The sequence below is a fragment of the Corallococcus terminator genome, from assembly GCF_049194865.1.
GTDB lineage: Bacteria > Myxococcota > Myxococcia > Myxococcales > Myxococcaceae > Myxococcus > Myxococcus terminator_A.
In genome coordinates, this window is sequence record NZ_JBLZWL010000109.1 from 173,545 (window position 1) to 188,990 (window position 15,446).

At 68.4% G+C, this 15,446-nt stretch carries 14 protein-coding genes; 10 read left to right on the top strand and 4 right to left on the bottom strand.

Translation table 11 applies throughout. The features are described 5' to 3' along the window. Positions 1-63: 63 nt before the first annotated feature. The 4 genes from ACN469_RS33390 (at position 64) to ACN469_RS33405 (ending at position 4,522) form a co-directional block, all read left to right on the top strand. Positions 64-1,206 (top strand): esterase/lipase family protein, encoded by a 1,143-nt coding sequence (locus ACN469_RS33390; protein WP_498774619.1) that lies wholly within the window; start codon positions 64-66, stop codon positions 1,204-1,206. 98 nt (positions 1,207-1,304) lie between these two features. Further along, on the top strand, positions 1,305-2,450 hold the full coding sequence (locus ACN469_RS33395; protein WP_498774621.1) for an ATP-binding protein: 1,146 nt from the start codon (positions 1,305-1,307) through the stop codon (positions 2,448-2,450). Between the two features lie 148 nt (positions 2,451-2,598). Continuing rightward, positions 2,599-3,483 (top strand): oxidoreductase, encoded by an 885-nt coding sequence (locus tag ACN469_RS33400; RefSeq protein WP_498774623.1) that lies wholly within the window; start codon positions 2,599-2,601, stop codon positions 3,481-3,483. Position 3,484: 1 nt separating this feature from the next. After that, on the top strand, positions 3,485-4,522 hold the full coding sequence (locus ACN469_RS33405) for an AraC family transcriptional regulator (protein ID WP_498774625.1): 1,038 nt from the start codon (positions 3,485-3,487) through the stop codon (positions 4,520-4,522). On the opposite strand, the gene pdxR is transcribed toward ACN469_RS33405, so the two are convergent. Then, complete coding sequence (gene pdxR / locus ACN469_RS33410) at positions 4,413-5,993, bottom strand: MocR-like pyridoxine biosynthesis transcription factor PdxR (RefSeq protein ID WP_498774627.1); 1,581 nt, start codon at positions 5,991-5,993, stop codon at positions 4,413-4,415. The two genes, ACN469_RS33405 and pdxR, sit on opposite strands and share 110 nt — an antisense overlap. Positions 5,994-6,135: 142 nt before the next feature. On the opposite strand from pdxR, the gene ACN469_RS33415 reads away from it, so the two are divergent. Further along, positions 6,136-6,591, top strand: coding sequence for a rhodanese-like domain-containing protein (locus tag ACN469_RS33415; protein ID WP_498774629.1), 456 nt, complete (start codon positions 6,136-6,138; stop codon positions 6,589-6,591). Positions 6,592-6,631: 40 nt separating this feature from the next. Here the strand turns inward: ACN469_RS33415 and ACN469_RS33420 are convergent, their stop codons facing one another. The 3 genes from ACN469_RS33420 to ACN469_RS33430 all read right to left on the bottom strand — a co-directional run bounded on the left by ACN469_RS33420 (position 6,632) and on the right by ACN469_RS33430 (position 9,717). Next, positions 6,632-7,219, bottom strand: a complete 588-nt coding sequence (locus ACN469_RS33420; protein WP_498774631.1) for an imm11 family protein — start codon at positions 7,217-7,219, stop codon at positions 6,632-6,634. A 10-nt stretch (positions 7,220-7,229) separates the two neighbouring features. Continuing rightward, complete coding sequence (locus ACN469_RS33425; RefSeq protein ID WP_498774633.1) at positions 7,230-8,522, bottom strand: AHH domain-containing protein; 1,293 nt, start codon at positions 8,520-8,522, stop codon at positions 7,230-7,232. Between the two features lie 109 nt (positions 8,523-8,631). Further along, positions 8,632-9,717 (bottom strand): ferrichrome ABC transporter substrate-binding protein, encoded by a 1,086-nt coding sequence (locus ACN469_RS33430; RefSeq protein WP_498774635.1) that lies wholly within the window; start codon positions 9,715-9,717, stop codon positions 8,632-8,634. Positions 9,718-9,884: 167 nt separating this feature from the next. Between ACN469_RS33430 and ACN469_RS33435 the strand changes: the two genes are divergently transcribed. The 5 genes from ACN469_RS33435 (at position 9,885) to ACN469_RS33455 (ending at position 15,377) form a co-directional block, all read left to right on the top strand. Next, entirely contained in the window at positions 9,885-11,648 is a 1,764-nt protein-coding gene (locus ACN469_RS33435; RefSeq protein ID WP_498774637.1) for a carboxypeptidase-like regulatory domain-containing protein, read from the top strand. A gap of 126 nt (positions 11,649-11,774) precedes the next feature. Next, positions 11,775-12,332 (top strand): DNA starvation/stationary phase protection protein Dps, encoded by a 558-nt coding sequence (dps, locus tag ACN469_RS33440; RefSeq protein ID WP_498774639.1) that lies wholly within the window; start codon positions 11,775-11,777, stop codon positions 12,330-12,332. Between the two features lie 107 nt (positions 12,333-12,439). Continuing rightward, entirely contained in the window at positions 12,440-13,300 is an 861-nt protein-coding gene (locus ACN469_RS33445) for an SDR family oxidoreductase (protein WP_498774641.1), read from the top strand. Further along, positions 13,297-13,914: a glutathione S-transferase N-terminal domain-containing protein gene (locus ACN469_RS33450; protein ID WP_498774643.1), complete on the top strand. Its 618-nt coding sequence runs from the start codon at positions 13,297-13,299 to the stop codon at positions 13,912-13,914. Before ACN469_RS33445 ends, ACN469_RS33450 begins: the two co-directional genes overlap by 4 nt. A 20-nt stretch (positions 13,915-13,934) precedes the next feature. Further along, positions 13,935-15,377, top strand: coding sequence for a protein adenylyltransferase SelO (locus tag ACN469_RS33455; protein ID WP_498774645.1), 1,443 nt, complete (start codon positions 13,935-13,937; stop codon positions 15,375-15,377). The last annotated feature ends 69 nt before the right edge of the window (positions 15,378-15,446 follow it).

Below are 15,446 nucleotides of genomic sequence, written 5' to 3' on the forward strand. Positions count from 1 at the left end.
CGCCTGCTCGGAGGGTGCATTCCCGAGCGGGAATCACGCGTCGCGTCAGGTATGGTGGAGACAATGGCCGCGAAGCACCACATCTATCTGGTCCCCGGGTTTTTCGGGTTCATCAACCTGGGAGAGCTCGTCTACTTCGGACACGCGCTCGACTACCTGAAGGCGGAGCTGGCTCGTCGCGACATGGGGGAGTCGGAGGTCGTCATCGTCCTGTCTCATCCGACGGCGTCCATCCGGACACGGACCGCGGACCTGCTCCGAGCGGTGCAGGAGACGGCGAGCGGGGATGACGGACCCATCCATCTCATCGGGCACTCGACGGGAGGTCTGGACGCGCGGCTGTTCGTCAGCCCGGGCGCGCACCTGGCGGAGGGCCTGGAGCTGGAGCCCTTCGCGCGGCGGGTGCGCTCGGTGGTGACGGTGTCCGCGCCGCACGCGGGCACGCCGCTGGCGTCGTTCTTCCTGGGGCTGTTCGGACAGAAGCTCTTGTCACTCTTGTCGCTGTTCACCGTGTACGTGCTGCGCTTCGGCCGGCTGCCGCTGCGGGTGGTGTTCCGCTTCGGGCACCTGATGGCGCGCGCGGATGACCAGCTCGGGTGGAAGCAGACGCTGTTGGACCAGCTCTACGACCAGCTCCTGGGAGACTTCTCCTCCGAGCGGCGCGACGCGGTGACGAAGTTCCTGAGCGACGTGGGCCATGACACGTCGCTGATTCCGCAGCTCACGCCGGAGGGCATCGACCTGTTCAACGCGAGCACGTTGGACCGGCCGGGCGTGCGCTATGGCTCGGTGGTGACGCAGGCCCGGCCGCCGTCGCTGCGCACGCGCGTGTCGGCGGGGCTGGACCCCTACGCGCAGCTCACGCACACCATCTACGCGTTCATGTATGGGAAGACGCAGCGGATGCCGCTGACAGCGCTGCCGCTGCACTCGCCCGCGCAGACGGCGGCGCTGGTGCAGGCGTATGGCGCGATGCCGGGCCCCACGGCGTGTGACGGCATCGTCCCCACGCGCTCGCAAGTCTATGGACGCGTGCTGGCGGCGGTGCGCGCGGACCACCTGGATGCGATTGGCCACTTCGACCAGCCGGCGCACCAGCCGCCGCACGTGGACTGGCTCATCTCCGGCTCCGGCTTCCGGCGGCCCCAGTTCGAGGCCACCTGGAAGGCCATCACCGACTTCCTCTTCGAGGACGAGCCGCGCTGAGCTGAGCCCTCCGAGAACTCGGCCAGGCCCCAGCCTCCCTGCCTTGACAGCGAGCGGGCCCGCGCGCATCCCGCGCCTGGAGACCCCAGATTGGGTTCATGGGCAGCGAGCAGGAAGGACCAGAGCGACCCGAGAAAGGCTCCAGCGGGGCCTCGCGCCTGCTCGCCAACGCGGAGCGCATCCTCACCCGCTGGGAGGCGAGCGTGCGGGAGCGGGTCCCCGCCGCGGCCACCGAGAGCCACCCGGTGCTCATCGACACGCTCCCCGCGCTGCTCCAGCAAATCGCCGAGGCCCTCTCCGAAGACCACCCCCGGCGCGACGCGACCGAGGGAAACATCCTCGCGGAGGCGCACGGCGGTGAGCGTGTCCGCATGACGGGGTTCCGCCTGGAGGACATCGTCACGGAGTACCAGCTGCTTCGCGGGGTGCTCTTCTCCGTGCTCGAGGAGAAGGAGCCCTTGAGCCCTTCGGAGCGGAGCAGACTCCATGTCTCCCTGGACGAGGCCATCGGCAAGGCCTGCACGGCCTACGTCGTGGTGCAGGAGGGACTCCGGGAGCAGCTCTTCGCCACGCTCGCCCACGATTTGCGCAGCCCCCTGAGCGCCGCCAAGGTCAGCGTCAGCCTCATCCTGCGCAAGCCCTCGGGAGACCAGGTGCCGCGCTGGGCCGCGCGCATCGCCGACAACATCGACCGGGCGGACCGGCTGGTGCAGAACCTCCTGGATGCGCTCCGGGTCCATGCCGGTGGCCGGCTCTCGCTCGTGCTGGAAGAGCGCGACTTCGTCGAAGTGGTGCGTGAAGCCCTCGAGAATCAACGCACCGAGCACGGGGAGCGGTTCGTCCTCATCGCCCCGGAGCCCATCCAAGGCCACTTCGAGCCGGACACGCTGAGGCGCGCGGTGGAGAACCTGCTCAGCAACGCCGTCAAATATGGCGCGTCCACCCGGCCCATCACCGTCTCCGTGAAGCAGTCCCACGAGCGCCTCTTCATCACGGTGCACAACCACGGAAGCGTGATTCCCGTGGAGCAGCAGGCGACGCTGTTCCGGGCCTTCCACCGACTGCCAGACGCGGAGGAAGGCAACAAGCGGGGCTGGGGGCTGGGACTGGCCCAGGCCCGAGGCGCCGCCGAGGCCCACGGTGGAAGCATCGGCGTGGACAGCCTCCCCGAGATTGGAACCACCTTCGTCATCGACATCCCGAAGGATGCGCGCCCGTTCCAGAAACGCCGCCCCATGGATTGAGCCCGGGCCTGCGAACCCACGGACAAGCGCCCGGTGGCGCCATCGGATGAATCTCTGGCGCCATGCGATTGGCGCGCGCGCGGGCGGGTTCGTAACTCTTGAGCGTGGCCGAATTCACGGCGCGACGACGAAGAGAAGGACGGTCCCCATGTCGAAGGTCTGGCTCATCACTGGAAGCTCACGCGGCCTCGGACGCGATTTGGCGGAGGCCGTGCTGGCGGCCGGTCACCGGCTCGTGGCCACGGCACGCAAGCCGGAGCAACTGAAGGACCTGGTGGAGCGATATGGCGACCAGGTGCGCGCCGTCGCGCTCGACGTGACGGACCCCGCCGCGGCACAGGCGGCCGTCGCGGAGGCGACCTCCGCCTTCGGGCGGCTGGACGTCGTCGTCAACAACGCGGGCTACGCCAACGTGGCAGCCATCGAGGACGTGTACGAGGATGACTTCCGCAAGCAGTTCGAGACGAACTTCTTCGGGGTGATGAACGTCACTCGCGCCGCGCTGCCGGTGCTCCGCGCGCAGCGGGATGGACACATCATCCAGGTGTCCTCCGTCGGCGGGCGCAAGGGCACGCCCGGACTGGCGTCGTACCAGTCCGCGAAGTGGGCGGTGGAGGGGTTCTCGGAAGTGCTCGCGATGGAAGTGGCGCCGCTGGGCATCCGGGTGACCATCGTCGAGCCCGGAGGCATGCGCACCGACTGGTCCGGCTCCTCCATGAGCATCAGCGACGTCAGTGACCCCTACAAGCCCACGGTGGGAGCCATGATTGAGCACATGCGGCAGACCGAGGATGTCGCGCGAGGAGACCCCGCCAAGGCCGCGCAGGCGATTCTCAAGATCGCCGACGAGAAGCACCCGCCCCTGCGCCTGCTGCTCGGCTCCGACGCGGTGTTCCTCGCGGACGTCATCGTCCAGGAGCGCACGGCGGAGGACTCGCGGTGGAAGCCGCTCAGCCTGTCCACGGACATTGATGGGCTCATTCCCTTCGCGGAGACTCCGGTCGCCAAGATGTTGGTGACCAAGAGGAACTGACGTGCCCGCCGACCTCGTCCCCGTTCCCAGTGTGCTGCTCGACCGCCTCGAAGCGCTCGGCGTGGAGGTCGAGCGCGTGCTGCGACACGCGGGCCTGGTCCGCTCGCGCTTCCAGGAGCCCAAGGCGCGCCTGACGACGCAGGAGTTCATGGCGTTCTGGCACGCGGTGGAGGCCGTGGGTGGAGGGAGGGACGTCGGCCTGCGCGTGGGCTCCGGGGCGAGGCCTCACCACTTCGACGTCGCCTCCATGGCGGCCCTCCACACGCCTACGCTGGGCGAGGGTCTGGCGAAGCTCGCCCGCTACAAGGGCCTGGTCTGCCCGGAGGAGGTGACGGTCGAGGTCGTGAAGGGCGAGGCGCGGTTCCGGTTTCATTGGGTGCTGGCGGAGGGGCCACTGCCCTTGTTCCTCGTCGACGCGACGTTCGCCTCCACGCTAGCGCTCGCGCGGCGAGGCACAGGCAAGCCGCTGGTGCCCCGGCGTGTCGAGCTGGCGCGACGACGCTCCGACGCGGAGCTGCTCACGCGCCACTTCGGCTGCAAGGTCCGCTTCGATGCGCCCGTGGACATGCTCGTGTTCGAGGCGAGCGCGCTCGACGAGCGCTTCCTGACTCACAACGCGGACCTGCTGGCGCTGCTCGTGCCCGGACTGGAGCGGGAGATGGAGCATCGACAGCGACACACCCTGGCGGATGACGTGCGGTTGGCGTTGAGACGCCGCATGTGTGGCGAGCGTCCCTCGGTCGAGAAGGTCGCCGAGGAGCTGCACCTGAGCTCGCGCACGCTCCAGCGCAAGCTGGAGGCGGCGGGGACGACGTACCAACACCTGCTCGATGAAGTGCGCCACCAGTCCGCGCGCCAGCTGCTCGCGAGCACGGACCTGGACGCCAACGAGGTGGCGTTCCTACTGGGCTTCGAGGAGCTGAACTCCTTCAGCCGCGCGTTCCAGGGCTGGGAGGGGACGACCCCGCTGCGCTGGCGTGGGGCCGCGCGCGAAGGGGCTGACGGGGCGGTCCGTCGAGCAACCCGCGCAGCGTCCTGACAGCGGCGCGGAGCCCGGCGGGACTCGCCCCCGAGAAGCCCAGTACAAGTCCCTGCCGCCGCCCTCGTCCCAGGTAGAGCGGGGACAGTCGACGAGCACCCAGCCTCCGTGCATCCGACCGTGCAATCACAGCCACATCCTGGAGCCCGTCGGCCAGGAACGCCGTGACATGCATGCCCGCCTCCGCCGCACCGAGCCGCAACTCCCCTCGCGTCTCACGCTGTAGTGCATCCAACAGCGCGTCGCGGCGCTCCGCATAGACCAGCCGCATCTGTCGCAGGTGCGCGGCGTAGTGCCCCGATTCCATGAAGTGAGCCATCGCGGCCTGCGTCAGCGGAGGCGCATGACCATCCGTGGCGGCCCGCGCGGCGGTGAAGGCATCCACCAGCGCCTCCGGAACGACGAGGAAGGCCAGCCGCAGCGAGGGGAACATCACCTTGTTGAAGGTGCCCGCGTAGAGGACACGCCCCGCCACGTCCATGCCCTGAATCGCGGCGAGCGGCCGGGTCGCATATCGGAACTCGCTGTCGTAGTCGTCCTCGAACAGCCACATCCCGGAAGCACGCGCATGTTCGAGCAGGGCCAGCCTTCGCGACAGGCTCGTCGTCACGCCCAGCGGATACTGGTGCGAAGGCGTGACATAGGCCAGCCGGGCCTTCGGCGCCCGAGACAGCGCCACCTCCACACGCAGGCCTTCCGCATCCACGGGAACCGGGTGCGGGCGTGCGCCCGCCGACTCGAAGGCCACGCGGGCGCCCAGGTATCCCGGCTCCTCCAGCCACACCCCGTCCCCTTCATCCAGGAGCAGCCTCGCCGTCAGGTCCAAGGCCTGCTGTGTGCTCGCGAAGACCAGGACCTGGCGCCAGTCACAACGCACGCCGCGCGCCGGCCCCAGGTGCGCCGCGATGGCCTCTCGCAGCGGACGAAAGCCCTCCGGATCTCCCGCTGTCATCCGTCCTGGCTCCAGCATCCGGGCCTGCTTCGCCACCGCGCGAGCCCACAGCTTCACGGGAAAGAGCTCCAGCGCCGGCAGGCACGGCGTGAAGGGCCGCACGTCACGCGGCTCGGGAGGAAGCACGTCGCTCGCCATGCGCCGCCCCCGGCGGGACAGCCCTCCCAGGCGCGCGGCCTTCGCGTCCCCGCGAGCAGGTACGAAGCGCAGCCCGCGGGCAGGCACGGAGCGAGGCCCACGAGCGTGGTCTGGTAACGCGACGACGCTGCCCGAGCCCACGCGCCGCTCCAGGAAGCCCTCCGCGTCGAGCTGCGCGAAGGCCTCCTCCACCGTGCCTCGTGAAATCCCCAGCTCCCGGGACAGCGTGCGGGTGGACGGCAGGCGGCTTCGGGGCGCGAGCGTCCCCGCGAGGATGGCCTCGCGCAGCCGCTCGTAGAGCTGTCGATGCAGCGGGCCCGCTCCCCTGCCCGCGTCCGTCACCAGGAAAGGCAGCGACACACCCACGGAGCGCTTCGACATGCGCACTCTGTAGTCGGCGCTCTGTCACGCGGCAACCCGAGCCCGCCTGAAAGTGGTCCAGTCCACTGGCGCTGAATGGCGCTTTCCCATGGACCACTCCAGGAGCACTGTCCCTGGCATCGAAGCCCAGGGAGTCCCCGTCATGAGCGCGCCCGCCACCCCGTTCTCCTTCGTTCTCGAAACCCCCGCCGCCTCGCCCGAGGAGGCGCACCGTCACTTCCTCGCGAAGCTCTCCGTGGAGACCGACGCCGCCGACCTGCACCTAGACCTGGAGCGCGGCAAGAAGGGCTTCGTCGTCGTGGACGTCCGCTCGCCCGACGCCTACGCGGAGCGCCACATCCCCGGCGCGCTGAGCATGCCCGCGCGGACCCTCTCCGCCGCCACGACGGCGAGCCTGAGCAAGGACGACGTCATCGTCACCTATTGCTGGAGCCCCGGATGCAATGGCTCCACCAAGGCCGCCGCGCGTCTGTCCGCGCTGGGCTTCCGGGTGAAGGAGCTCATTGGCGGAATCGAGTACTGGGTGAAGGAAGGCTACGCCACCAAAGGCACCGCGCCCCAGGGCCAGCCCGTCTACGCCGAGCGCTCGCCGCGCTGACCAGGGCCTCCGCGAAACAGCGGTTCATCGGCATCGACCGTCAGTGATACTCGTGCGGCCCGGTCACGCGCTCGAACGACACCCCCAGGTTTCCGACCCGTTCGAGCGCATCTTTGATCTCCTCCGAGACGATGAACGCTGTCTTGAACTTCCTCGGCCTCAAGACGCTCACGCCCTCGGTCTTCGCGGGATCAATTCGCAGACCATTGATCCAGCGATATTGTCCTTCGTACTCTGAAAAAGGGTCGTCTTCGGCATGGCGCTGAACTTCTCGACACTTCGCTTCGTCAAGGCAATCAATCGTCATCACTGTATTGACAATAAAGTACCGCTCGGACTCCCCCTCCACCGTCACCGGAAATGCTTGAATGTCATCCGGAGCCAGCGTCTTGAAGACATTCGCGACCGCCTCGCTGACGATGGGTGTTCGCTCAATCCCCGCGAAGACAAAGGTGCGCTTCTGGCCTGGGTTTCTGACCCGAGCCTTGATGGGCCCAGGATCCGAAAGGGAGTGACCCTCTCCGAACATCCAAGGCTCTTCGAACATCCCGCCAGACGCTGGCACAGGCGTCGTGATGTACCACTGAGGTACATCAGCGATACTCACCCAATAATAGTGACGTTCCACCACGTCCCTCCTACTTCACAATGAAGCTTCGCAGCTCAGAGCCGGGCGTCAGCAATTCATTTGCAATCGTCGCGAGTTCCTTCAGCAACCTGGCACGACATGCGTCCGTGGTTCTGCAAGTTCTCACCGCCTCCTGCAGGCGATTCACCACTTGATTGTGATAAAATTCGGGATGTGGCCCCTCGTGCCCCTTGAGCCGCACTTTGTTTGCAGCATCCTCAAGCGACATACCGGCCTTCTCGAAGATTTCTTCACATGCGGGCGTCCATGGGCCGCCAGTAGTAGCCGAAGTCGGGTTCTTGTTCGTGCAGATGTGGTGAGTGGGGCCCGTGTCATCGCCAGGAAACCGCCCGTCAGAGTACATCGCGAGAGCGGCAGCACCCCCCGGAGCCAGCGCCACGTTCAGCACTCCAGCGGCGGGCAGCGCGATTGACGTCATGCCACCGTTCAGTGCCGTCCCGAGCTGGAATCCCGCCTCGGCCTGTCCTCGAAGCGCGGCTTGGGAGAAGCCCGGAAGCCTGGGCCCCTGGGACGCCATCGCGCTCTTTCCCCCGAGGGCCGCCGTGACGAGCAGCACCAGGACGCGCGTGCCATTCGTGCCGAGGACCTTCCCGAAGCGGTGGCCGATGCCCTGTAGCTCGGTGACGCTCATTGCCTTGCCCGCATCATCCCACAACTGGACGAAGCCTCGCCCTATCTCCCAGACTGGCACCACTCCGAGATAAGCCACCATCGCCGCCGTCAACGCCACCGCGATGACCTTGGTGATGGGCTCAGGCAAGGTCATCGTGAGAAGCACGCTCAGCGCCGCCGAGGTCACCATGGCCTTGAGCGCGGCCGGGTTCAGCATCTTGCCGAGTTCTCCCTCCACAGCCCCCCACACCGTATCGAGTGCGAAGGACAGGGCCATGAGCGTCCGGTCCTTTCTCGAGAACGTGAGCCCTGTCCCGCCCACCAGGGACAAGCAGCCGTCCGCGTCTGGACAGATGCGCGCGCACAAAGACTCAGGTGAACTCCCCGAGCCGGAATCCGCAAGACCGGTTGAGGAGGCAAGCAGCGTCCTGGACCGCACCCATCCTCGCTCATCTGCCGCCTCGGCCTCACGGAACGCAACGTCCATGCGCAGGTCCAGGATGAGCTGCGTGAGGGCAGACTTGAACTCCGCCTCGTTCACCTCGACTGGGCCGACCTCCACCGACTTGTGAATGACTCGCTGACCATTCCCAGCATCGATCTGGACGACACGGGTGGTCGCGCACCCCGACGCAATCAGCAGCAGGGAAACGACTGCAATCAACCGCATGGAATCCCCCGAAGGAACCCCCGGGAGTCAGGGGCGCGGCATCCTAGCTTGGGGGGCTGAACGAGGTGCGACGCGCTTCTACCCGTGGCTCCAGCACGAGCCAAGAGGCTCAGTACACACCGATGAGGATGACCTTCACGCGGGGGTTGCCCAGGTACTCCTCCAGGCGCCACCGGCTGCGAAGCTCATTCTCGGGCAGCCCCAGGCCGGACTCCGGCGGCGCGTCCGCGCTGGCCAGCGCATCGCGCAGATGCGTCACCGCCCACGCGTCGAACTTGGGGTCCCCCGAGCCCTCCAGCACCTTGAGGTCCAGCAGCTTGCCGTCTCGCGCCTGCCGCACCTCCAGCACCGTGGCGAGCGCGAGCACCGGCGCGGTGACGTCCATCATGAACATGTTCGCCGCGCGCCCCGCCTCGACGGCCGCCTGGAGGCGGTTGCGCTGCTCCAGCCGCCTGTCCCGCTTCTCCGCCACGAAGGGCGTGCCCGTCTTCCCGAAGCGCTCGGTGGCCTCCACCTGCTCGCGCTTGAGCCGCGAGCCCAGCACCTTCAGGTCCGGCGACGGCGGGTTCACCAGCTTCTTGGCGAAGCGGTCCTGCAGGTTCGTGAAGTACGGATTCACGGCGCCGCTCTCCGCGCGCGCCGTCGCGCTCGCGTCCGCCGCCCAGCCATCCACCCGCTCCTTCGCCTCCGCCGCCTCCCGCTGAGCGATGGCGCGGCGGTCCGGTGGCCGCCCGTCATTGCGCAGCGTCGTGCCCGACTGACCGGGCTTGCCCGGAGGCTCGCTGCCCCAGAGTCCCTTCGGCACGAGCGAAATCGTCGGCGGCGCGGCCCGGGTGGGCGCATCCTCCGGAGTGGCCGAGGGTTCCTGCTCCTTCGACCCGACTCCAGGCGCCTCCGAGACGGCCGAGGGCTCCTTCGACGTGGCTCCAGGCACCTCCGCGACGGCCGAGGGCTGCTCCTCCTTCTTCTTGCCCTCGGGCGCCCGTGCGATGTCCTCGGCTGGACGCTCCGCGCGACGCGGGGGCGGAGCGCGCTCGGGTTCGGGAGGCCGCGGGGTCGGGGCCGATACCGGCGCCTTGGGCTGCAGGTAGACAATCTCCAACTCGGTGGCCGTCGGGCGCGGACGCGCGGGCGCGGGCGACCGCATTCGCGACAGCGCGAAAAAGAGCGCCGCGTGCACGAGCACGGAGACCACGACCGCAATCCACCACGATGAACGCCGAGACACCTTCAGAGTCTGCCTCCTGGCTCCCCCGAGGAGAAGCACCCTGACGTCCGAGCCCGATGACGTCCAGTCGCTCCCTCCCGCCGCCTCCCCAGCGACGGAGGTAGCGTCACGAATTACCGTTAGAGTGGTTTCTCATGAGACTTCACGTCGGCCTGCTCTGGGGGCTGGTCTTCCCTTTGCTCGCCTCCAGTGCTCCCGGAACCGAGCCGTCGCCGAGCAACCCGGAGCCCCCTCCCGCGCGGCTCCAGGTCCTCGCCCTGGGTCCCGAGGGCAAGCCGCTCAAGGGAGTCTTCGTCCAGCTCGTCCCAGAGGACCTCGCGGGACTCCAGGAGCGCGGGGAAACGGATGCCCTCGGCGTCACGGAGCTGGAGAAGCCCGCACCCGGCAACTACCGGCTGCTCGCGTTCTGGCAGGAGAAGGGCCAGTTCCTCCGCTACGCCTGGCGCGACCTGACCGTCACCGACGACAAGGAGCCCGCGCGCCAGGAGCTGCGCTTCGAGGAGCCGCGCGCCACCCTCACCGGGCGCGTCTTCGGACCCGATGGCGCTCCCCTGGATGGCGTCGTCATCGAAGCCACGCAGCTCTATCCGTCCACGCCCCATGACGACGTGTTCCTGCGCAACTCGGCCTATCCTCGCGAGGGCGTCGACGCGCGCGGTGACCCTCAGGGACACTTCACGCTGAAGCTCGTGCGTCCGGGCGCCTACAGGCTTCGAGTGGAGTACAGCCAGGGCCACTCGGAGATCGTGGCGACCACCGACGCACCGTCCATCGACGTCACGCTCGGGCGCGCGTGCGCGGCCACCATCACCGGCCGCGTGGTGGACGAAAAGGGCCGCCCCGTGAAGGCGTTCAAGGTGGGCGACACGGCGGTGAAACACGCGCAAGGACGCTTCCGCCTCTCGAAAGGAGGGTGCGGTTTCAACGTCGAGGCCAAGGGCTTCGCCCCCCGGTACATCACCCTGCCTCGCCCCAACCCCGTCGACCTGACAGTCCCGGACGTCGTGCTCCAGCGAGCCCGGGTCCTCACCGGCAAGGTCGTTGGACCGACGGGAGCCCCGCTCCCAGGGGTCCACGTCTCCGCCAACGCCTCCCAGACAGGTGCCTCCCCGGCGATGACCAATGCCTCCGGACGCTTCTCCCTGGAGCCGATTCCCCTCGCCGAGCGCACCCTGCTGTACGCGCGACAGGGCTACGAGCAGGTGGGGCGCGCCATCCCGCTCTCACACAAGGGCCCCCTCCTCGTGGACCTGCCGTCGAAGGGCCTGCCCCTGGAGGTCCGCGTCCTGGACAAGGCCGGTGAGCCCATCCCCAAGGCTCGCGTCGGCGTGGAGAACACCACGAACCAGGCCGTCACGACCACGGATGACTCGGGCCGCGCCGTCTTCGGTGTCGCCGCTGGGGACTACACCGTCGAAGTCGACGCGGAGCCGGGCCGCTCCGTCCGCGAGCGCGGCGTCCCCAAGCGCTTCCCGAACCTCGGCGTCCAAATCCCACGGCCACCTGACGCCGCGCCCTTGTCGGTCCAGGCGACCCACGGCCCTGGGAGCCTGCGCCTGCTGCTCGCGAAGCCAAGCCACTATGAAGACGTCTTCGTCGTCGAGGGAGAGCGGCCCTGGCCCACCCTGGCAAAGGACCTCTGGCAGAGCGTGCGCTACACCCTCGTCGCCGACGCGCAGCAGGACGTCTGGGCCCAGCCCAACCCACCCTTCATCGGCTACACCGCGCTGAAGGACTTCACCGACCTGGTTCCCGGCACGTACACAGTGTTCGCGTACGACGTGTTCCACGACGGCCTTGGCCTGCGCCTCTTCCGGAAGGTCATCCAGGTCGACGACGCCCAGCGCGCCCTCGTCCACGTGCGCTTCGACGACGCGGACGCGCGCACCCTCCCCTGAGCGTCACGCGTCGTCGGACGGACCGCCTGGCCGCTCGCCCGCCCTCCAGCCGGGGACGCCTCGCCATGGCACATGAAGAAGGCCATCCCCACTCTCTGGAAAGCCTTCTTGGAGGGAGCGCCAACCATGAACTTTCCCAGCCATGTGAATGTCCCCAGTGAGACGCGTGAGGAGATCATCGACCTGCTGAACAACCTGCTGGCCGACTCCATCGACCTGCACTGGCAAATCAAGCAAGCGCACTGGAACATCCGGGGCACCCACTTCTACAGCCGTCACCTGCTCTTCGACGACCTGGCCAAGCACGCGCGCAAGCAGGCCGACGAGTTCGCCGAGCGCGCTGGCACCCTGGGCGGCTACGCCGAGGGCACCATCCGACTGGCCGCCAAGAACAGCGAGCTGCCCGAGTACGACCTCAAGGCCGTGGAGAGCGAGGACCACCTGAAGTGCCTCGTGGACCGCTTCGCGCGCTACGGCGCCTCCATCCGCGGCGGCATCCAGCGCTGCGACGAGCTGGAGGAGCCCATCACCGTGGACCTGCTCACCCAGGTCCTGGGCGACGTGGAGCTGGACATGTGGTTCCTGGAGAGCCACCTCAACGGCACCGCGCGCCCCACGCCGCGCACCAAGGGCGGCCGCGACGAGACGCGCTCGACCGAGCCCACCCGGCCGCCGCACGCCTGAGCCGCGGCGACCCTCAGTCCTCCCTTCCCCATGGGCCCGGCGCTTCCACGAGCGTCCGGGCCCGTGTCGGCATATAGAAGGCGTCCTCGAAATCCAGAGGACGCCACATGAGCGCTGAGACACGTTTGGACGGGAAGGTGTGCCTCATCACCGGGGCCACCGGCGGCATCGGCCTGGAGACGGCCAAGGCCCTGGGACGACTTGGCGCCACGCTGGTGCTGGTGGGCCGGGACCCAGCCCGCACCCAGGCCGCCGTGGACGCGGTGAATCAGTCCGTCGCGGGCGCGCGCGTCGACACGATTCTCGCGGACCTGAGCTCGCTTCAGGCCGTGCGTGCGCTGGCCGACACCTTCCGCTCGCGCTACTCGCGCCTGGACGTGTTGCTCAACAACGCGGGCCTCATCATCGACCGCCGCGAGGTGACGGTGGATGGGCTGGAGGCCACGTTCGCCACCAACCACCTGGCGCCCTTCCTCCTGACACATCTGCTGATGGACACGCTCAAGTCCAGCGGCCCCGCGCGCGTCATCAACGTGTCGTCGGACGCGCACTACGTCGGCAAGCTCGACCTCACCGACCTCCAGAGCGAGCGCCGCTACGACGGCTTCCGCGTCTACGCCACGTCCAAGCTGGCCAACATCCTGTTCACCCACTCGCTGGCGAAGCGACTGGAGGGCACGGGCGTGACGACGAACGCATTGCACCCCGGCACGGTGCGCTCGGGCTTCGGCCACAACACGAAGGGCTTCTTCCGCTGGATTGTGAAGCTGGGCGGGCCGTTCTTCCTGTCCGCCAAGAGCGGCGCGAGGACGTCCATCTACCTGGCGTCCTCGCCGGAGGTCGACGGAGTCTCCGGGAAGTATTTCTTCCGCTGCCGGAAGAGGAAGCCGTCCGCCGCCGCGCGGGACGACGCCCTCGCCGAGCAGCTCTGGCGTGAAAGCGCGCGGCTCACGGGAGTCCAACCATGATTGACCTGTACACGTTCGCCACGCCCAACGGGCGCAAGGTTTCCATCGCCCTGGAGGAGCTGGGGCTGGCCTACAACGCGAAGTCGGTGAACATCGGCAAGGGCGAGCAGTTCAAGCCCGAGTTCCTGGCCATCAACCCCAACAACAAGATTCCCGCCATCGTCGACTCGGACGGGCCCGGTGGCAGCCCCATCACCGTCTTCGAGTCGGGCGCCATCCTGCTCTACCTCGCGGAGAAGACGGGCAAGCTCCTGCCGTCCGGCCTGCGCGGCAAGACGGAAGTAACGCAGTGGCTGATGTTCCAGATGGGCGGAATCGGTCCCATGTTCGGCCAGCTCAACCACTTCGGCCGCTTCGCCACCACCAAGATTCCCTACGCCATCGACCGCTACACCGAGGAGTCGAAGCGACTGCTCAAGGTGCTCGACGGGCAGCTCGGCAAGGGGGACTACGTGGCGGGGACCTACTCCATCGCGGACATCGCGCTCTACCCGTGGGTCGCCGGGACGCTGGCCTACTACCCGGAGCTCAAGGCGGGCCTGGGCCAGGTGCCGCAGTGGCTCGCGCGCGTGGGTGAACGTCCCGCCGTGCAGCGCGGCATGAAGGTCCCCTGAGCGTTACGGTTTCCTCCTCCATGCCCGTGCTCGAACAGCTTCGCTTCGACAACTCGTATGCCCGCCTGCCTCCTGGCTTCGGCGCGAGAGTCTCCCCTCGCCCCTTCCCGAATGCCCGGGTGGTGAGCCTCAACCCCGCCGCACTGCGCCTCCTGGAGCTGGCGCCGGAGGAGGCTCGACGGCCGGAGTTCGTCGAGGCGCTCAGCGGTGGGCGTCCGCTGCCGGGCATGGAGCCCTTCGCCATGGTGTACGCCGGGCACCAGTTCGGCGTGTACGTGCCCCGGCTGGGAGACGGCCGCGCCCTGCTGCTGGGGCAGGTGCGCACCAGCGAGGGCGCGTCGTGGGACTTGCACCTCAAGGGCGGCGGGCCCACGCCCTTCTCGCGCGGTGGAGACGGGCGCGCGGTGCTGCGCTCCTCCATCCGCGAGTACCTGTGTGGCGAGGCCATGCACGGGCTGGGCATCCCCACCACGCGCGCGCTGTGTCTGATTGGCGGCGACGAGCGGGTGTACCGCGAGGAAGTCGAACCGGGCGCCATGCTGGTGCGGATGGCTCCGTCCCACGTGCGCTTCGGCACGTTCGAGTTCTTCCATCACTCCGAGCAGCACGAGCACGTGGCGCTGCTGGCCGACCACGTCATCGACGGGCACTTCCCGCACCTGTCCGGAGCCCCGGGGCGCCACGCGCGCTTCTACGCGGAGGTCGTCGAGCGCACCGCGCGGCTGGTGGCGCAGTGGCAGGCGGTGGGCTTCGCGCACGGGGTGATGAACACGGACAATATGTCCATCCTCGGGCTCACGCTGGACTACGGCCCCTTCGGCTTCCTGGACGAGTTCGAGCCGGGCTTCATCTGCAACCACTCCGACCACCGGGGCCGCTACGCGTTCGACCAGCAGCCGCGCATCGCGATGTGGAACCTGGCCTGTCTGGGTGAAGCGCTCCTCACGTTGATGACCGAGGACGAGGCCCGCGCGGTCCTGACCACCTTCGAGCCCACCTTCAAGGAGCACTTCCTGAAGCTGATGCGCCAGAAGCTGGGCCTCCAGGAGGCGCTCGAGGAGGACCGCGCCCTGGTGGGTGATTTGTTCGCGCGCATGGCCGAGGCCCGCGTGGACTACACCCGCTTCTTCAGCGCGCTGGGACACCTGGACACGGTGGGAGCGATGTTCGCGGACCGGACGGGCTTCGACGCGTGGGCGGAGCGCTACCGGGCGCGGCTCGCGTCGGAGGGCAGCGTGGAGGTGGAGCGCCGCACGCGGATGGAGCGCGTCAATCCCAGGTACGTGCTGCGCAACTGGATGGCGCAGGCCGCCATCACCCGCGCCCAGGAGGGCGACTTCTCGGAGGTGGACCGCCTGCTCGCCGCCCTGGAAGACCCCTTCACGCGGCGCTCGGAGTACGAGGAGTACACCGTGGAGCCGCCTGTCTGGGGCCGGCACCTGGTGGTGAGCTGTAGCTCCTGAAGTCAGGTTCGGAGCCCGCCTGCTCGCCTGGAAGGTTGGCGAGCCGAAAGTCACCCCCGAGGGCGGTTG